This is a genomic window from Blautia sp. MSK.18.38, from assembly GCF_024460535.1.
Classification (GTDB): domain Bacteria; phylum Bacillota; class Clostridia; order Lachnospirales; family Lachnospiraceae; genus Blautia_A; species Blautia_A fusiformis.
This window is the reverse complement of sequence record NZ_JANFYP010000023.1, coordinates 23,205-40,160: the sequence shown is the minus strand read 5'-3', so window position 1 is coordinate 40,160 and position 16,956 is coordinate 23,205. Positions and strand designations below refer to the sequence as shown.

The following is a 16,956-nucleotide window of genomic DNA, read 5'->3' as shown; positions in this document are numbered from 1 at the left end:
ATATAAGGAGGGCAAACAATGCCAATCAAAACACAGGGGGATCTTCCGGTAAAGGAGATCCTGGAGAGAGAAAATATATTTGTAATGGACGAAAAACGTGCCATGCACCAGGATATCCGTCCGATCCAGATTCTGATCCTGAATCTGATGCCGCTGAAAGAAGAAACAGAGTTGCAGCTTCTGCGTTCTCTTTCCAATACACCGCTGCAGGTGGATGTGACATTTATGGCTGTGGAGAGCCATGAAGCCAAGAATACATCTCTCAGCCATCTGAACAAGTTTTATGAAACATTCACCGATATAAAGAAAAGTAAATTTGATGGAATGATCATCACAGGAGCACCGGTAGAGCAGATGCCTTTTGAGGAAGTGGATTACTGGAATGAGCTGACTGAGATCATGGATTGGACTGAGAAGCATGTGACTTCCACGATCTTTCTCTGTTGGGCAGCGCAGGCCAGTCTTTATCATTTTTATGGCCTGGAGAAAAAACCTCTGGATAAGAAAATGTTCGGACTTTTCCAGCACAGGGTACTGAACCGTAAGATCCCGCTGGTCCGGGGCTTTGATGATGTATTTCTTGCGCCGCATTCCAGACACACAGAAGTTCCTATTGCAGATATCCATGCATGCAAAGACCTTACGGTCCTGGCGGAAAGCGAAGAGGCTGGTCTGTTCCTTGCAATGGCAGAGGGAGGACGTAAAATCTTTGTTATGGGACATCCGGAATACGACCGCGTGACTTTGGATGGCGAATATAAGAGAGACCTTGCCAAGGGTCTGCCTATTGAAATCCCGAAGAACTATTACAAAGATGACGATCCAAACAACAAACCACTCCTCACCTGGAGGGCCCATGCCAACAACCTGTATACGAACTGGTTGAATTATTACGTATACCAGAGTACTCCGTATGATCTGTACGGGACACCGGATTTCAGGGAAATTTAAGGAATATGAAATAAGTGTTAGCATAAGCTCATAAATCGTAGACAAAGCTATGATTTATGGGCTTATTTTAGATTGCTGCTTACGAAGGTCTTTCCTAAAAAACATTCCTACAAAATGTAGGAATAAATGCAATGTTTATGGTATGAAATGCGGCTGGTTTTTTGCATTTATTTTGATACAATCATTATATAAAAGACATGGAACTGAAATAAGAATTCTTGGTTACTGTTCATTGGTAATATTCTGCGTAGCGTGTTACTGAGAACGGAATGGACAGTAACAATTCTTGATGCAGGCCAGAATATGTTAACGGGAGGATAAATAGTATGATAATCATAGGTGAAAAAATCAATGGATCCATCCCCTCTGTGGCGGAGGCGATCGCAAACAGAGATGCAGAATTCATCAAGCAGCGGGCACTTGCTCAGGCAAACTCAGGAGCAAGCTATATCGATTGTTGCGCATCTGTTCCGGAAGCAGAAGAAGTAGAAACCTTGAAATGGATGATCGACTGTATTCAGGAAGTGACAGATCTTCCGATTTCCGTAGACAGTCCCAGCGCAGATGTTCTTACAGAAGCTTACAAATTCTGCAGAAAACCGGGTATTTTTAACTCTGTATCCGGTGAAGGGGATAAGATCGATAAGATTTTTCCTCTTATGGCACAGCCTGAAAATAAAGGGTGGCAGGTTATCGCACTTCTAAGCGATGATACAGGTATCCCCAAAAGTGCGGAAGACAGGCTGAAGGTATTTGACAAGATCATGGCAAAAGCGAAAGAGTACGGAATTTCACCGGATCGTATCCATATTGATCCATTGGTTGAGATGCTCTGTACATCTGAAGATGGTATTGCGATGAACGTGGAAGTAATTTCAAGTGTCCGTAAACAGTATCCAATGATCCACATTACAGCGGCGATCAGCAACATTTCCTTCAATCTGCCGGTACGTAAGCTTATCAATTTCGGATTTGTGGTACTTGCAATGAATGCCGGCCTTGACAGTGCGATCATGGATCCTACAAACAGAGATATGCTTGGACTTGTATATGCAACAGAGGCATTGCTTGGTCTGGATGATTACTGTATGGAATACATCGGAGCATACAGAGAAGGTCTGATCGGACCTGTAAAAAAATAAATAAAACGCATATGCGGAATGCGGATAAAAAGCGGAGGTGTTTGATTATGTCAAAAATCACAGAAGTAGCAGAATTGGTAGAAAAAGGAAAAGCAAAACTTGTAGGTGCAGCTGTACAGTCAGCTCTTGATGAAGGCTGTGAGGCAACAGAGATTCTTAACAGCATGATCGATGCAATGGCTGTTGTAGGTGAAAGATTTAAGAACGGAGAAATCTTTGTTCCGGAAATGCTGGTAGCAGCCCGTGCAATGAAAAAGGGTGTTGAGGTTCTGAAACCACATCTTGCATCCGGCGCTACAGGAAGTATGGGAAAACTTATCATCGCTACTGTAGCAGGAGATCTTCATGATATCGGAAAGAATCTTGTTGCGATGATGATCGAAAGTGCCGGCTTTGAAGTTATTGATCTCGGTGTTGATGTACCTGCATCGAAGGTTATTGAATGTTACAAAGAAAATCCGGATGTTAAGGTAATTGCACTTTCAGCGCTGCTCACAACTACAATGCCGGCTCTGAAAGATACAGTTGCAGCACTTAATGCGGAAGATTTCAGAAGCAATGTTAAGATCATGGTTGGAGGAGCACCGATCACGAAGGAGTTTGCAGATGAGATCGGCGCAGATGGATATTCAGAAGATGCAGCAAGCGCAGCAGTTCTTGCAAAAGCTTTGGCAGCATAAGGGAAAATAAAACGGGCCGCTCTGTATTGTCTGTGCATGGCATAGACGGCAGAGCGGCTTTTGCTTTACAGTGACCATCGGAGGGATGAAAATGTACCGAATAAAATTTATCAGGGAGGAAAAGGAGATCCTGGTGGAACCGGGTACCAGGATCCTTGAGGCGGAAAGAAAAGCAAAGCTGGTTCCTGATGCACCCTGCGGAGGCCGGGGAAAGTGCGGGAAATGTCGTGTTAAAATAGAAGATCACATGGTGCTTGCATGTCAGACGGAAATCCATAGTGACCTTGAAGTAGATACATTGTCCGGATGCCAGGAAGAGGAGATCCTTACAGAAGGAATGCAGAGACCGGTTGCGTTCAGGCCTGATCTGAAACAGAAAAAAGTGATTCTTAAGAAACCGGAGACAGGAGACAACCGCTCTGAATGGGAGCGGCTGACAGAACAGCTGGATGTGGAAAAACCTGTTCTGCCTGATACTGAAATTGCATCGAAGCTTTACGGCTGCAGAAAAGAAGCAGAAGAATGGTATGTGATCTGTGCAGGAAATGAGATCCTGGATATCAGCAGAGAAGAGAAAAAAATCTGTTTTGCGGCTTTTGATATAGGTACCACGACGGTGGTCGGCTATCTTATGGATGCATTGACCGGGAAGCAGCTGGCTCTCAAGAGCAGAATGAACCCACAGACTCAGTATGGCGCAGATGTGATCATGCGGGCGGATCATGCTCTGGAGCATGGCGTAGAGCAGCTGACCGGCTGCATACGGAATGCGGTTGATGAAATGCTCCAGGAACTGGCAGAGGAAGCAGGAAGAAGCACATTAGATATCTGTCAGGTATCTGTGGTAGGAAATACCTGCATGCATCATCTTTTTCTTGGGATTTCTCCGGCATCGCTGGTCCATGCACCGTATAATCCGGCGATCAGTCAGGGGCTTACACTGAATGCAGAGCAATATGGGCTCCATATCCACAGAAAGGGGCAGCTGCTTATGCTGCCTGATATAGCCGGGTATGTAGGGGCAGATACCTGTGGCTGCATTTTGGCGCTCAGACAGGATCAGCAGAACGAGATCAGCCTTATGATCGATATTGGAACGAACGGGGAGATGGTCCTTGGAAATAAAACGAGATTAGCCTGCTGTTCAACAGCTGCCGGTCCGGCATTTGAAGGTGCAAAGATCGAGTGCGGGATGCGCGGAGGAGCAGGAGCAGTAGATCATGTAGTATACAAAGATGGAAAATGGGAATACACGACTATAGGAAATAAGGCTCCGGCAGGCTTATGCGGTTCAGGTCTGATCGATCTTGTGGCACAGCTGTACCTGGCTGGCTTTATTGATGAAAGTGGTCATCTGGAAAGCGGCCAGGAAAAGGCGGGAGTGTTTGTGCTGGTACCTCCGGAAAAGTCGGGAAATGACAGGGGCGTTTATCTGACACAGAAGGATATCGGAGAGGTGCAGCTGGCAAAAGCGGCTATCGCAGCAGGAATTTTTCTTCTTATGAAAAGACTGGAGATCACAGAAAAGGATATTAAACGGGTCTATCTTGCCGGTGCATTCGGCAATTACATGAATCCGGAAAGTGCGGCGGCGATCGGGATGTTCCCGGCTGAGCTGCTGCCCAGGATACAGCCGGTGGGAAATGCGGCAGGCGAAGGTGCCAGGATCGCACTCCTGAATGAAGAGGAAAGAAAAGAAATGGATCGAACTGTCAAAAATATGGATTTTGTGGAGCTGGCAGCTTCGCCGGAGTTCCAGGACTGTTTTGTGGATGGCTTATGCTTTCCGTAATGCGAGGAGAATGGATATGCTTAATATAAAAGAACTGGAAGAGATGGGAAAAAAGGCAGGATTTTCTCATGTAGCACTTCTGAAGAGCGATTCGATCCAGCTTATGCCGGAGGTAAGGGAAATGTGCAAAAATAATACCTGCCATATGTATGCAAAACGCTGGAGCTGTCCTCCCGGATGCGGAGATCTTGAAGTATGCAGAAAAAAGATAGAAAAGTACAGGGAAGGCATTATTGTCCAGACAGTGGGGAAACTGGAGGATCCTTTGGACGGAGAGACGATGATGGAGACCGAAGCGGTTCATAAACAGAATTTTTATGAATTTGAAAAAATGCTCAGAGAAAGATGGCCGGGCATGCTCCCCATAGGGGCCGGGTGCTGTACAAAATGTAAAACGTGTACATATCCGGATGCTCCATGCCGTTTCCCCGAACAGGCATTTTCTTCGATGGAAGCCTATGGAATGCTGGTAACACAGGTATGCCAGGCAAATGGTCTGGAATACTATTATGGTCCCTGTACGATCGCCTATACCAGCTGTTATCTTCTTGAATAGAACAGGAGTGAAAAAATGAATGACAGAGAACGGGAGGCATATCTGAACAGGATCGGATATGAGGGTGAATTAAGAACAGATAAAAAATGTCTGGAAAAGATAATGGACCTTCATCTTTGCAGTATTCCCTTTGAAAATCTGGAAGTTTTTGACGAGGGAAGGATTCCTTCTCTGAGGTCGGAAGATATTTATGAGAAGATCATTGTCAGAAAACGAGGCGGATATTGCTTCGAGCTGAATAAATTGTTTTATGAGCTTCTGAAAGCTTTGGATTTCCGTGTGATCCCTGTGGCGGTAAGGATATTGTGGAACCGGGAAGAGCTTCCGCCGGTCCTGCACCGGGCAACCCTTGTTATTTTTGAGGAAGGAAGCTATTACTGTGATGTAGGATACGGAGGTCCCGGACCCAAGAAGCCGGTTCTTATGAAGGATGGTATCCACAGAGAAAAAAACGGATGGTACCGTGTTAACATGAAGCCGGGAAATACAAACGGAGAGATACTTGTTGAACGAAGGAAAGAAGAAAAATATCTGCCAATACTCAGATTTTCACAGACTCCTACAGTAGAAGCAGATTTTGAACTGCTGAATTTCTATTGTGCAAAATCTCCAGATGTATTAATTACCAGAAAAAGAGTGGTGAGCATCTGCAGACCGGAAGGAAGTGTTGCGCTGACCGGGGATGTTCTTACAATCCAGAAGGAAGATGGATCCATTGAAACGAAAATAAGCGATTCGGAAGAAACCATCAGGCTATGGATGGAACATTATTTCGGATTGGAGTTTTTACAGATATAAGCAGAAAAAAGGACCAGGTTGTCAGGTGACAGTCTGGTCCTTTTCCTGCAGAAGAAAGCAGAGCTGCAGAAGAAGCCGGTCTTTCGGATTATCCAGATCAACCTTTGTGAGTTTCTGGATGCGCTCCAGACGGTAGGTCAGGGAACTTCTATGTATAAAAAGCTCACGGGCTGTCTGAAGAGAATTGCGTTCATGCTCCAGATAGACCTTGAGTGTGTGATACAGCTCAGTATTGTTTTTTCGGTCATAATTCTGCAGTGCATCCAGCCGTGAAGAGACCAGAAGCTCGGGACTGATCTGATGGCTGATCTGGGAAAGCATATATTCCAGAAGATAAGCATCAAAATGATAGCACCAGGCCATGCTCTGACTTTTTTTGCCCAGGCGCAAGGCGGAAACAGCCTGAATATATCCCTGAGGGATCAGGAGAAAATCACGAAATTCAGAGCTTACTCCCATTTTAAAAAGCCCTTCGCGCAGGATGATCGCAAGTGAACTGATAACATCGGAAGATACAGAGTGCTTAAAGGACAGATTAACGATCACAACGATTCCCTGCTGATAGGTAAAGGCCAGACCTTCCGGGATCTGGGCTTCAATGTGTCCCAGTGTGGCGATGGAAGAGTGCATACGGTCATCCTGCTGCTGGGTTTCCAGACGAAGTACAAGATACCGGTCATGGCGATTCCAGTTCAGATACTGGATCTGATCGGTAACTGCCTGTAGTTCTGTGAGCTTTCCGGAAAGATACTCCGTGAAAAACTGCCGGGAGTCATTTCCCATTGAAATTTGGAACAGATTGTGCCGACGGATGCACAGCTCGATAAAGGAGCCAAGATACTCAAGAGCAGAAAAATGTCCGGGCTGTATCTCCGTCTGGAGCTCATCCACACAAAGCCGGCCCTGATAATTGCCGCTGACCCAGAGATTCATGTAGAGGATACGGTAACCGCGGAGCTCTTCGGAATAAATATTGGCGCCGTGGGTGATAAGTGTGCGCTGGTATTCGGCGTCAAGCTTGAAATCCTGAATCAGGCTTAAAGGTGCGATGAGTCTTCCTGTACGCTGGTCATGGACCCATTCGGACATACCGGTTACGTGCCGGGGAGAAGAAAGGATATAAAAGTTGGTGTCGTGGGCAAAAACCGGATTATGAAATATATCCAGACTGGCTTCCAGCATCTCATTCAGCGGATCGATACTTCCAAGTGCAAGCTGGAGTTTACTGTCCCAGTCAGAATATCTGTCAAAGGTCTGCTGTATTTGGTTGAAGACCTCAGAAAAAGAAAGGGTTCCCTTAATGTGAAGGATCCTGCAGCTTTCGGAAAAGCATGAAAGATCACCGGAGCCCACCACTACAAATGCGATGTTCTGGTATCGCAGGAAGCTTTCGGAAAGAGAATTGCCGAAGACAAGATAAAGGTAGCATGGCTTCAGCAGGGCTCCTGCCTGATATATGCGAAGACCATCCAGCGTCAGGGGGTCTTCACGGCAGAGGATGGAAACATCCTCTTTTTTCTCCGCAAAATCGTCAGCAATGATCTGGAGATTAAGATGGAAGCCTGTATGCGGGCTATTCACGAAATGCTCTCTTTTGTTCAAAATATTTCCTCCAATTCATAAAAGCCTTGTATTTATAGGAAATTATAACATATTAGACGGAAAATAAAAAGAAAACGGAGAGGGAATTATTTGTGCATATTTACAATAATAACTGTACAAAAAGTATGAAGCATTGGAGAAAGAATGAAGAAGTGTGCGGATTTACGAACAAGAAAAAAACAACTATACTATAACCATCAAAGGTAACGTGAAGTTGTGGAAATGGCCGGTCCCACAAAAAACAGCGAAGGGGGAAAGAAAATGAGTAAAAATGAAATACCGAAACAAGATCCGAAACAGAAAAAGGGTCTTACAAATGCCCTGAAATATTTCTTTGGTGTTGGTGATGCCGGATTTGTTCTTATGAGTAATATCGAGACATTTTACTTTATGACATTTCTGACGGATCTGGCAGGCTTTGCAGCTGGTGTGGCTGGTGTGATCAATTCCGTATTTACCATTGTTGATGCCTGTCTGTCCTGGCTTTACGGAGGAATCATCAATGGCACAAAAGCAAAGAAATGGGGGCGTTATCGTTCCTGGCTGATCATGGTTCCGTGGATGGTGCCGTTTCTGTACGCATTCATGTTCATACGTGTCAGTGATAATGAATGGCTTTCGGCAGTGGTGATCATTGCCGCATCCATCGCATCTCATGTGGCATGGAATTTCAGCTATGTTGCCAATGCAACCCTGATCAGTATTGTTGGTAAAACACCGGAAGACAAAGCAACGCTTGCATCCTCCAGGGCAACCTGGAATAACATAGGCGGTCTGTTGTTTTCCTATATGGGTCTTCCATTTGCAACACTTCTTGCCGGATATGTCGGTGAGAAAAATAAATTTGCAGCAGCAGCTTTCTGCCTGGGTATTCTGATGGTCGTAACCTATTTCGCCCATTTCAAGATGACGGAAGGCTATGAAGAGATTGAAACGGAAACCGCAGGAAAGAAAAATGACAAAACAAAGATCACGATCAGAGAGATGTTTGCTTCCCTGTTTCAGAATCCGCCTCTTATGGTCCTGATGCTGGCAGACCTTGCAAAATGGTGTGTGAAATTTGTAACAGCAGCATCTGCTATTTACTATTTCAGGGATGCAATGGGAAATCCGGGACTGATGACCACTTATCTTCTCTGTGTTGCCATCGGTGCCATCATCGGAGCTTTTTCCATGAGATACATTGCAAAAGCAATATCGTCCCGTACAACTATGATCATTGCTTATGCAGGAATGGCAGTATCACTGTTCCTTGTATATATTTTCTATGGAAATGCAATGACAGTGATCGCCCTTATGACACTTGCCCAGTTCTTCTATGGTATGGCTTTTGCAGCTTCACCTGCACTTTATGCGGACACTGTAGTGTATGCAACATGGAAGAGCGGAAAAGATGCATCCGGATGGATTATGGGATTACAGAATCTTCCGCTGAAGATTGCCGTATTCTTAAGAGGAACGATCCTCAGCGCCTGTCTTGTGGCGGTAGGCTGGAAATCCGGAGTTGTTCTTGAGGGAACGGCCCGTCAGGGAATGACGATTTCCTTTGCACTTGTTCCGGCTATTTTCTGTCTGGCAGGTCTTCTACTTCTGGTGTTTGGATTTAAGATCACAAAGGAAAAGGTTCTTCAGTATCAGGCTGAGATTGACGCAAGATCATAAAGATAAGTGATCGGGTATTTTGAAAGATCACAGGATAATAAAGGAGGAAGCATTATGTTGAAAGCATCGGAGATTTTACTTGAAACGATAAAAAAGGACGGCAGGCCAGAACGACTTCTGAGACAGTATGAGGGTGCGACCTTTTACCCGCCGAACCCGGCAAATAATTATGTGCGTGGAAACCGTCACCGTGGTATGGAGCCTATGAAGGATCTTTTCGGAACTGAGATCCTCTGGCCCCAGGAACAGCTGGCTGCAATGCCACATGTAACAGAGGACAACAAGGTCATTGATGATATCACAGAATGGAAAGAGCAGCTGGTGATTCCGGATATTGTCGGTCAGTGCTCGGATCCGGCTTTATGGGAACCATTTAAACAGAAGGCACAGGAGATAAAGGATTCAGGAAGCCTTTTCATGGCATTTATGCCTACAGGTGTTTTTGAGAGGCTTCACTTCCTGATGGGATTTGAGGATATGCTGGTGAACTTCCTTCTTGAGCCGGAGGATATGATGGATCTCTGCAATGCCATTGGGGAGTACCGTTTCCAGCTTACAAAGCTGATCGTTGATAATCTCCACCCGGATATCATCCTTTCCCATGATGACTGGGGTTCCAAGCAGTCCCTGTTCATCAGTCCGGACACATGGAGAGAATTTATCAAACCACAGTATGAAAGATCCTATAAATATATGAAAGACCATGGAGTGATCATCATGCATCACGCAGATTCCTTCATGGAACCGATCATAGAGGATATGGTTGATCTTGGGATTGACATCTGGCAGGGAACACTTCCGCAGAATGATATTCCGAAGCTCCAGAAACAGCTGAACGGAAGAATGACACTTATGGGCGGAATCGATGCTTCGATCGTAGACCGAGTGGATTCCACAGAAGAAGAGATCCGCAAGGAGGTCAGAAGAGCATGTGAGGAGTATGCACCACACGGACATTTCATTCCATGTATTACCTATGGAGGTCCCGGTTGTCTGTTCCCTCATGTAGATTCAATTATTGATGACGAGATTGAAAAATATAATAAAGAGGTGTATGGAATTTAACTGAATACGGATCGCGCGTGTTCGCTTGAACTGATAAAAACTGTTCTGCAATTCAACACAGGATTGCAGAACAGTTTTTTGCTTGTATATTCTGATGTTTTTTGATAAAATTTGCTACATGTGTTATTTTATGTAAAAAACAAATAATTGCGCTGATTGTGTTGAATGTGTACGAATTAAGCGAAAATAGGGTGGACGTTAGGTTTGCCCTGCATGCCACAGAAAAAATCGGAAGCCTGATCCCCTATGGGAAAGAGAATGAGCCGTTATATTGCAGTGCAGATGGAAAATTCCATAATGTTCAGAACACTGCCTACAGTCTTACAGTTCCGGGGATCGAGACATATCTGAGAAAGACGGAGGAGGACGGTACACAGGATTACCGCAAAAGCTGCAAAGTCTGGGCTCAGGTTTCCAGCACGGTTTATCTTTACGGAGAACCGAAGACAAGTACCGTCTGGGCATCTATTGATCTGAAGCAGCGGCAGCTTTTTGATCTGGATTAAATTTACATAATCTTTATTTGATTATTTGAAAAAACAGTGCTATAGTAAAGTTGGTTCCGGTAAACGGATGATTTATGGATCCCAGAAGAGGACCGGGCGGAACCAAATTACTGTTGACCGGTCAGGATCTGGATCAGGAAAGAAGGAAGAGGGAAAAAATTGCGTAAAAAATCACATATACTGTTAGGCAGATACCTGGCTGACCAGATGTCTGAGGTGTACAGTCTCCAGCAGCACAGAAAAGCGTTTTGCCTGGGCAATATCATGCCTGATCTGAAACCATCGTTTCTCACCACCAGACATGAGTTTTTCGGAACATTCGATCACCTCCAGAATAAGATGAGGGCGCTTGTCGAGAAGAACCCGGAGGAAGAGAATGCCAGAGTATACTGGAGAAGATTCGGTGAGGTCATGCATTATATGGCTGATTATTTTACTTTTCCTCATAACAAAACATACAAAGGAAATCTTGCAGCACATAATTCTTATGAAGCTGAGCTGAAGAACCGCCTGAGAGAATGTATCCTCAGCGGCGCAGCAGACAGCCAGCTGGAAGAAGCGAAGCAGTTTGAAAGCTTTGAGGAACTTGTGGAATATATCCGTGAGCGTCATGCATATTATCTGGAAAGCCCGCGGTGCATTGCCGATGACATCCGTTTTATCCTTCGGGTGTGCTATCAGGTTGTACAGGGGATTTTTCAGCTCTGTGTCAGAAAACAGTTTCATATGGGTGGACAGCCGGCAGTGACTGTCTGACAGTATATAAAAAGCCGCAGTGTGTGAGAGCACTGTGGCTTTTTCACGTTATGGTAAACTCTAAAAAATCTTACAAAAATGTGAATAAAAAGTGAAAAATAGATGAATTGAAGGAGATATCCTACCAGAACAGTTGATTTCACGATTTTCGTATGCTAAAATAAATTGAATTAAACTTTAAGTTATCAAACGGTTTAAGGCAGACCTTTATTATAGGGGAAGTAAAGGGATGTTCAAGGAAAGAAGGGAGCATCTTAATAAATATGAAGAACAAGTACCTGAATAAGTTTTTTTGCATCACGATGTTATCAGCTATGGTACTGGCAATTCCAACCGGAGTAAAAGCCGCCGAGGAAGCAGATAATGTTGTTGCTGAGGAAGGTGTTTCAGGAGACGGGAGCGAGGTAAGTGAACCGGAACCAGAAGTTCCGGCAGAACCGGTGCCGACAGCTGCACCGGAACCGGAAATAACTGCTGCACCGGAACCGGAACCAACTACAGCGCCGGAGCCAACAGATACACCGGCACCTGCGCCGACGGAAACACCGGAGCCAACTGCAACACCTGCGCCGACGGGAACACCGGAGCCGACAGCGACACCTGCACCAACGGCAACACCGGAACCGACAGCGACACCTGCACCAACGGCAACGCCGGAGCCAACCGCAACACCTGCACCGACGGCAACACCGGCCAGGGATGACTCTGCAAAGGTACAGGCGGTGATCCGGAAGATCAAAGCACTGGCAGGCAGAACGATCACAGCAGCAGATAAAGCGGAGATAGATAGCGTACGTGCAGCTTATGAGGCACTGTCTAATACAGAAAAGGCCAAGGTTACGAATTATAAGATCCTGACTGAGGCAGAAGCCAAGCTTGCAGCTGTCGACAAGAACGACAGTGATAACAAAAAAGATAACAAAAAAGATGATAGCAGCACGGAAGATAACAAGAATACAGAGATCACAGATGGAAATAACGCCACAGCAACACAGATCGGAGATCCTGTTTATGTGACAAATATGGTATCCAATCTCCATGCGGGCAAGGATTTTTATCTGGATAGTCTTAAGAGCAATTATCATCTGTCCTTCTCTGATGATTTTGCTTCTGTAATGGAAGAGATCGAAAGAGAATATAAAGAGAAGAACAAGCTTACCGATACGGAGAATACACTTCTGGTAAGAAACTGGCAGGATATCCTTGCTGTTTATATTTACGAAAAGAGCAAAGCAGGAGCAACGTCATTTACATTGGATGCATCCTGCAAGGATGATCTGGCAAGGATCTTTGCGGAGATGAACCCCATCGTCAGGGACAAGCAGGATATTACCAAGATATCCTACGGAAATCGCAAGATCAACTACTACATCAAGAAGAACAATATTGCAAAGAAAGACAGAAGCGTCCTTAAGAAATATGTGGAAACAGACTGTAAGCTTCTCTGTGCGGTAGTTACCGCATCCAAAGGCTTTGTCCGTGAAAGCGTGGGAGACAATGTTTCTGAGGATCGTGTAGATGTTATCACCGCAGCGTATTCACTGGTTGGCAAGGTCGGATATTTCTGGGGCGGCAAATCTACGGTGATCGGAGAAGATCCAAGTTGGGGCTCCGTTGAGAAGGTATCAGCAGACGGTAGCAGAAGCTCCGGTACGCTCCGTGCATATGGTCTGGACTGCAGCGGCTTTGTTACCTGGGCAGTGATCAATGGATATAAGGATCAGGGAATGCAGGCAGCAGTTGGAGACGGAACCTCTGACCAATGGGAGAAGGCCGGTGTTGTCAGCGAAGCAGATGCACAGCCAGGAGATCTGGTATTCCAGAGAGGACCGGAAGCAGGAAGCAACAACCACGTTGGTATCCTGTGCGGAAAGACGGATTCCGGCGACTGGATTGCAGTACATTGTTCCTCAAGCAAGAATGGTGTAACGGTTGGTGAGGCATACAGTGCAAGCTTCCGTTATATCAGAAAGCCATCCTTCTATCAGGATACAACAGCGGAGGAAAATAAGACCACAGCTACAGAGAATGATGTTCTGACAGAGGAGAGTGCAGAAAAGCTCCTCACGGATGTGGTTAGATCTGATGCACTGAAGGATGCACTGGCATCCGGTGATACTGTTTCCAGTGACCTTCTTGCAGATTTTAAGAATAAGGCTTTGCAGGAGGATGAGGAAGAAGATGAAGTTGAGACGCTGACTCTGGATCAGGAGACCATGGACGATGCAGTGGATACATTTGATGATGATGTAGAAACACTGGAAATGGAAAACTAAGGGACAGCGATTGAAGATAAGGGCAGTCTCCCACGGGAGGCTGCCCTTTCTTACAATCGCTGCTTCAGACATAGGACATGATATTATGAAAAAAAGAAATTTCTGCCCCATGGCAGCCGCAGTGCTTACAGCTGCAGTGATCCTTCAGCCCTTTAGCACTTCGGCAGGGGCACTGGGTCAGATCCGCTCCATAGCAAAGAGCATTATTTCAGGCGAACCAAAGGAAGTAGAGGAACTGCGTCAGATGGAGGTTGCCCAGAGCGAAGAAGGGCATCAGGAATATTATTTCAAACAGCTTACGGAAGAAGAGCAGAGAGTATATCGGGAGCTGCTGAAAGGAATCCGTGCCCGGGAAAAGGAGTTTTATCTGACGATCTCCGATGATGACAGTATTGACAGAAGCTATCATGCAGTATTGAAAGACCACCCGGAGATATTCTGGGTCCACAATCGTGAAAAAATCTACAAAACTACGTATTCAGACAGTGATTACTGCGTTTTTACTCCGGGCTATACTTATACAGACAGCGAGATCGATGAGATACAGACGGCCATGGAGCAGAGCTTTCAGGAGGTCAGAGCCCTGATCCCGGAGGATGCCGGTGATTACGAGAAGGTACGCATTGTTTATACGTATGTTATTGACCATACCCAGTATCAGACTGGGGAGGATGATCAGAGCATAGCAGGTGTTTTCTGGAAAAAATCTGCAGTCTGTGCCGGATATGCAGGAGCTGTCCAGTATCTTCTGGAAAGGCTGGATATTCCCTGTATTTATGTGGACGGAAGCACAAAAGGAAGTACAGAGGGTCATGCATGGGATATTGTAAAAATAGGCCAGGAGTATTATTATGTAGATGCTACCAATGGGGATCAGCCGGATTTTTTAAATGGAGATGCTGCACAGCTGGAAGAACATAAGACGATCATTTACGATTATCTCTGCCCTTTCCCGGAAGAATATGAAAAAACCTATACACCATCGGAAGAACTGACAGTTCCGGCATGTACTGCGAAGGATCTGGATTTTTATGTGCTGAACCAGGGGTACTTTGAAGATTACAGCTGGCAGGACATATATGATTATTGTAAGATGAGACTGGATAATGGTGCGGCTGTAGTGCGTTTCAAGTTTGGCAGTCAGGAAGCTTTTTCCGAAGCCTGTCAGGAACTGCTGGATGATGGCGTGGTACAGAATGTGGCACAGTATTATATGAAACTTCACGGACTTGGTCAGGTGGAGTATCATTATGGAGTGATGGATAATTTTTATACCATATATTTTATTTTCTGAAACATCTTCGGGAAGATTTCCGGAGGTTTTGGAAAGAGAGGAGTAAGTTATGAATATGGATATGTTGTCAAGAGGATTTGACATACTGCAGAGAGCAGGAGGTATGGAACAGATCAGCCAGCTGATGGTGATCGTATATGGAGTGCTCTGCGTTTTCGGGCTTTTGAACTGTATCCTGGGATATCGTATCCTCCGGTTCTGGATGATGATCTTTGGATTTATCATCGGAGCAGGCGCCGGCTTTGGTGTAACCTATATGTCCGGTGTTCAGGATAAAATGGTGATCGCAGGTGCCATGGCGGGACTGGGGATCGTACTGGCTGTTGTTTCGTTTCTGATCTACAGGGCAGGAATCTTTGTACTGGGATTTGGTATCGGAATAACATTGAGTATCTATCTGGTCCATCCGACCAGTTCTTTTTCTTTTTTCCTGTGCATCCTTATCGGCGTGGGACTGGGAGTACTTGCTATGCGTTATGCGAAAGGAGTGATCATTGTCGGAACCAGTATACTGGGTGGTGTTCTGGCAGGATTATCCATTGCAAAGATCGCAGGGCTGGCGCAGTTTCCATATGGCGTCGGTATGGCAGCGGGAATTGCGATCCTTGGTATGCTGATCCAGTTCGCCATCAACAAAGACCGATACGATGAGGAAGATGACGAAGAAGAGGATGACGACGATGGAACTCTGCCGGAGGAGACCAGGAAGCCGGCAGGAAGGGACCGTAGAGGAAACAGTCGTGAATACACCTCTGACCGTAACAGGGACGATCACAGATATACATACGAAAACCGGGCAAACGATGACCGGGAAAGCCGGGGTGAAAGACGTTCCCGCAGACCATCTGACAGAGAAGGACGCAACTCTGACAGACGAGAAAGAAATTATGCAGACAGCCGAAAAAGATCCGGAAGCGAAAGAAACAGCAAAGGCAGTTCCACTGAAAGAAGAAGCACTTCCGGAACCTCCGGCAGAAACAGAACCTCCGACAGAAATTATGCTTCGGATGACAGAAGAGGCCGCAGATACAGCCAGAGCAGCAGCACCAGGGAACGAAGGAATGCAGGAACGGGAAGCAGATCCCGCTATGCAGATCCGGAGGATCATGAAGACTATGATCGTTTTGATGAGTCGGAAAACAGGGATAGCTATGAAGATTTTGAAAAACTGCAGCAGAAAAGACGCCGGATGGATATTGAAAATATGGCGGATTTTGATGAGCAGGAAGAATATGGAAATTACAGGAATGACCCGGATCTGATGAATGATGAGGATCTGGATGAGCTTGATGAGTGGAAAGACAACTGAGAAAAATCCGAGGAGTGACAGAAATGGGAAAAGAAGCCAAAACAAACGCGATGAGAATGCTGGATCGAAAAAAAGTAAAATATGAAGCAATCGCATATGACTGTGGAGAGTTCATAGATGGGATCCACTGTGCAGACATCACAGGAGCCCCTCATGATCAGTCCTTTAAGACCCTGGTCATGGAAGGGAAAAGCGGCGGCTACTATGTGTTTGTAGTTCCGATCGAGAAAGAGGTGGACCGTAAGGCAGCCGCAAAGTCTGTAGGCGAAAAAACAGTAGATATGATCCATGTAAAGGATCTTACAAAGATCACGGGCTATATCCGCGGAGGCTGCAGCCCTCTTGGAATGAAAAAAAATTATCCGGTGGTGTTTGACCAGTCTGCCGAAAACTTTGATGAGATCTATGTAAGTGGTGGAAGAGTAGGCCTTACCCTGAAGGTACCGCTTAAAGATCTTCTGGATGTAACACAGGGCAAGCTTGCTCCGATCACCATGGAGTAAGCGCATATAAAACAGATAAAAAAACTCCCCTGACTGCCTGTAAAGGCGGAAGCAGGGGAGATTT

15 protein-coding genes are annotated in these 16,956 nt (G+C 45.6%); 14 read left to right on the top strand and 1 reads right to left on the bottom strand.

Features of this window, described 5'->3' with window-relative positions; genetic code table 11:
- The first annotated feature begins 18 nt into the window (after window positions 1-18).
- The 6 genes from metA to NE638_RS13675 all read left to right on the top strand — a co-directional run bounded on the left by metA (window position 19) and on the right by NE638_RS13675 (window position 5,919).
- Window positions 19-951, top strand: a complete 933-nt coding sequence (gene metA / locus NE638_RS13700; RefSeq protein WP_118752962.1) for a homoserine O-acetyltransferase MetA — start codon at window positions 19-21, stop codon at window positions 949-951.
- Window positions 952-1,277: 326 nt separating this feature from the next.
- Window positions 1,278-2,093, top strand: coding sequence for a methyltetrahydrofolate cobalamin methyltransferase (locus tag NE638_RS13695; protein WP_021650848.1), 816 nt, complete (start codon window positions 1,278-1,280; stop codon window positions 2,091-2,093).
- Window positions 2,094-2,140: 47 nt separating this feature from the next.
- The gene (locus NE638_RS13690; protein ID WP_015524728.1) at window positions 2,141-2,773 is read left to right on the top strand and encodes a corrinoid protein; all 633 of its coding nucleotides are present in this window, start codon (window positions 2,141-2,143) and stop codon (window positions 2,771-2,773) included.
- Window positions 2,774-2,864: 91 nt separating this feature from the next.
- Entirely contained in the window at window positions 2,865-4,565 is a 1,701-nt protein-coding gene (locus tag NE638_RS13685) for an ASKHA domain-containing protein (protein ID WP_237971280.1), read from the top strand.
- 16 nt (window positions 4,566-4,581) lie between these two features.
- Window positions 4,582-5,121: a DUF2284 domain-containing protein gene (locus NE638_RS13680; protein WP_049946982.1), complete on the top strand. Its 540-nt coding sequence runs from the start codon at window positions 4,582-4,584 to the stop codon at window positions 5,119-5,121.
- Window positions 5,122-5,136: 15 nt separating this feature from the next.
- A complete protein-coding gene (locus NE638_RS13675) occupies window positions 5,137-5,919 on the top strand; it encodes an arylamine N-acetyltransferase family protein (protein WP_021650844.1) in 783 nt (260 codons plus the stop codon).
- Window positions 5,920-5,940: 21 nt separating this feature from the next.
- Here NE638_RS13675 and NE638_RS13670 read toward each other — a convergent pair whose 3' ends face one another.
- Complete coding sequence (locus tag NE638_RS13670; protein ID WP_022426480.1) at window positions 5,941-7,521, bottom strand: PucR family transcriptional regulator; 1,581 nt, start codon at window positions 7,519-7,521, stop codon at window positions 5,941-5,943.
- A 261-nt stretch (window positions 7,522-7,782) separates the two neighbouring features.
- Here NE638_RS13670 and NE638_RS13665 point away from each other — a divergent pair, with 261 nt between their 5' ends.
- The 8 genes from NE638_RS13665 to ybaK all read left to right on the top strand — a co-directional run bounded on the left by NE638_RS13665 (window position 7,783) and on the right by ybaK (window position 16,892).
- Window positions 7,783-9,183, top strand: a complete 1,401-nt coding sequence (locus NE638_RS13665) for an MFS transporter (protein WP_022426479.1) — start codon at window positions 7,783-7,785, stop codon at window positions 9,181-9,183.
- A 54-nt stretch (window positions 9,184-9,237) separates the two neighbouring features.
- Window positions 9,238-10,248 (top strand): uroporphyrinogen decarboxylase family protein, encoded by a 1,011-nt coding sequence (locus NE638_RS13660; protein WP_138277409.1) that lies wholly within the window; start codon window positions 9,238-9,240, stop codon window positions 10,246-10,248.
- Window positions 10,249-10,439: 191 nt separating this feature from the next.
- A complete protein-coding gene (locus NE638_RS13655; protein WP_173733748.1) occupies window positions 10,440-10,754 on the top strand; it encodes a hypothetical protein in 315 nt (104 codons plus the stop codon).
- Window positions 10,755-10,913: 159 nt separating this feature from the next.
- Window positions 10,914-11,510 (top strand): zinc dependent phospholipase C family protein, encoded by a 597-nt coding sequence (locus NE638_RS13650; RefSeq protein ID WP_022426477.1) that lies wholly within the window; start codon window positions 10,914-10,916, stop codon window positions 11,508-11,510.
- Window positions 11,511-11,773: 263 nt separating this feature from the next.
- Window positions 11,774-13,786: an NlpC/P60 family protein gene (locus NE638_RS13645; RefSeq protein ID WP_173746413.1), complete on the top strand. Its 2,013-nt coding sequence runs from the start codon at window positions 11,774-11,776 to the stop codon at window positions 13,784-13,786.
- Window positions 13,787-13,871: 85 nt separating this feature from the next.
- Window positions 13,872-15,080, top strand: coding sequence for a transglutaminase domain-containing protein (locus tag NE638_RS13640; RefSeq protein ID WP_021650408.1), 1,209 nt, complete (start codon window positions 13,872-13,874; stop codon window positions 15,078-15,080).
- A 49-nt stretch (window positions 15,081-15,129) separates the two neighbouring features.
- Window positions 15,130-16,389 carry a DUF4203 domain-containing protein gene (locus NE638_RS13635; RefSeq protein WP_059085598.1) on the top strand — a complete coding sequence of 420 codons (1,260 nt, stop codon included), beginning with the start codon at window positions 15,130-15,132 and terminating at the stop codon, window positions 16,387-16,389.
- Between the two features lie 23 nt (window positions 16,390-16,412).
- On the top strand, window positions 16,413-16,892 hold the full coding sequence (gene ybaK / locus NE638_RS13630) for a Cys-tRNA(Pro) deacylase (RefSeq protein ID WP_022426473.1): 480 nt from the start codon (window positions 16,413-16,415) through the stop codon (window positions 16,890-16,892).
- Window positions 16,893-16,956: the final 64 nt, after the last annotated feature.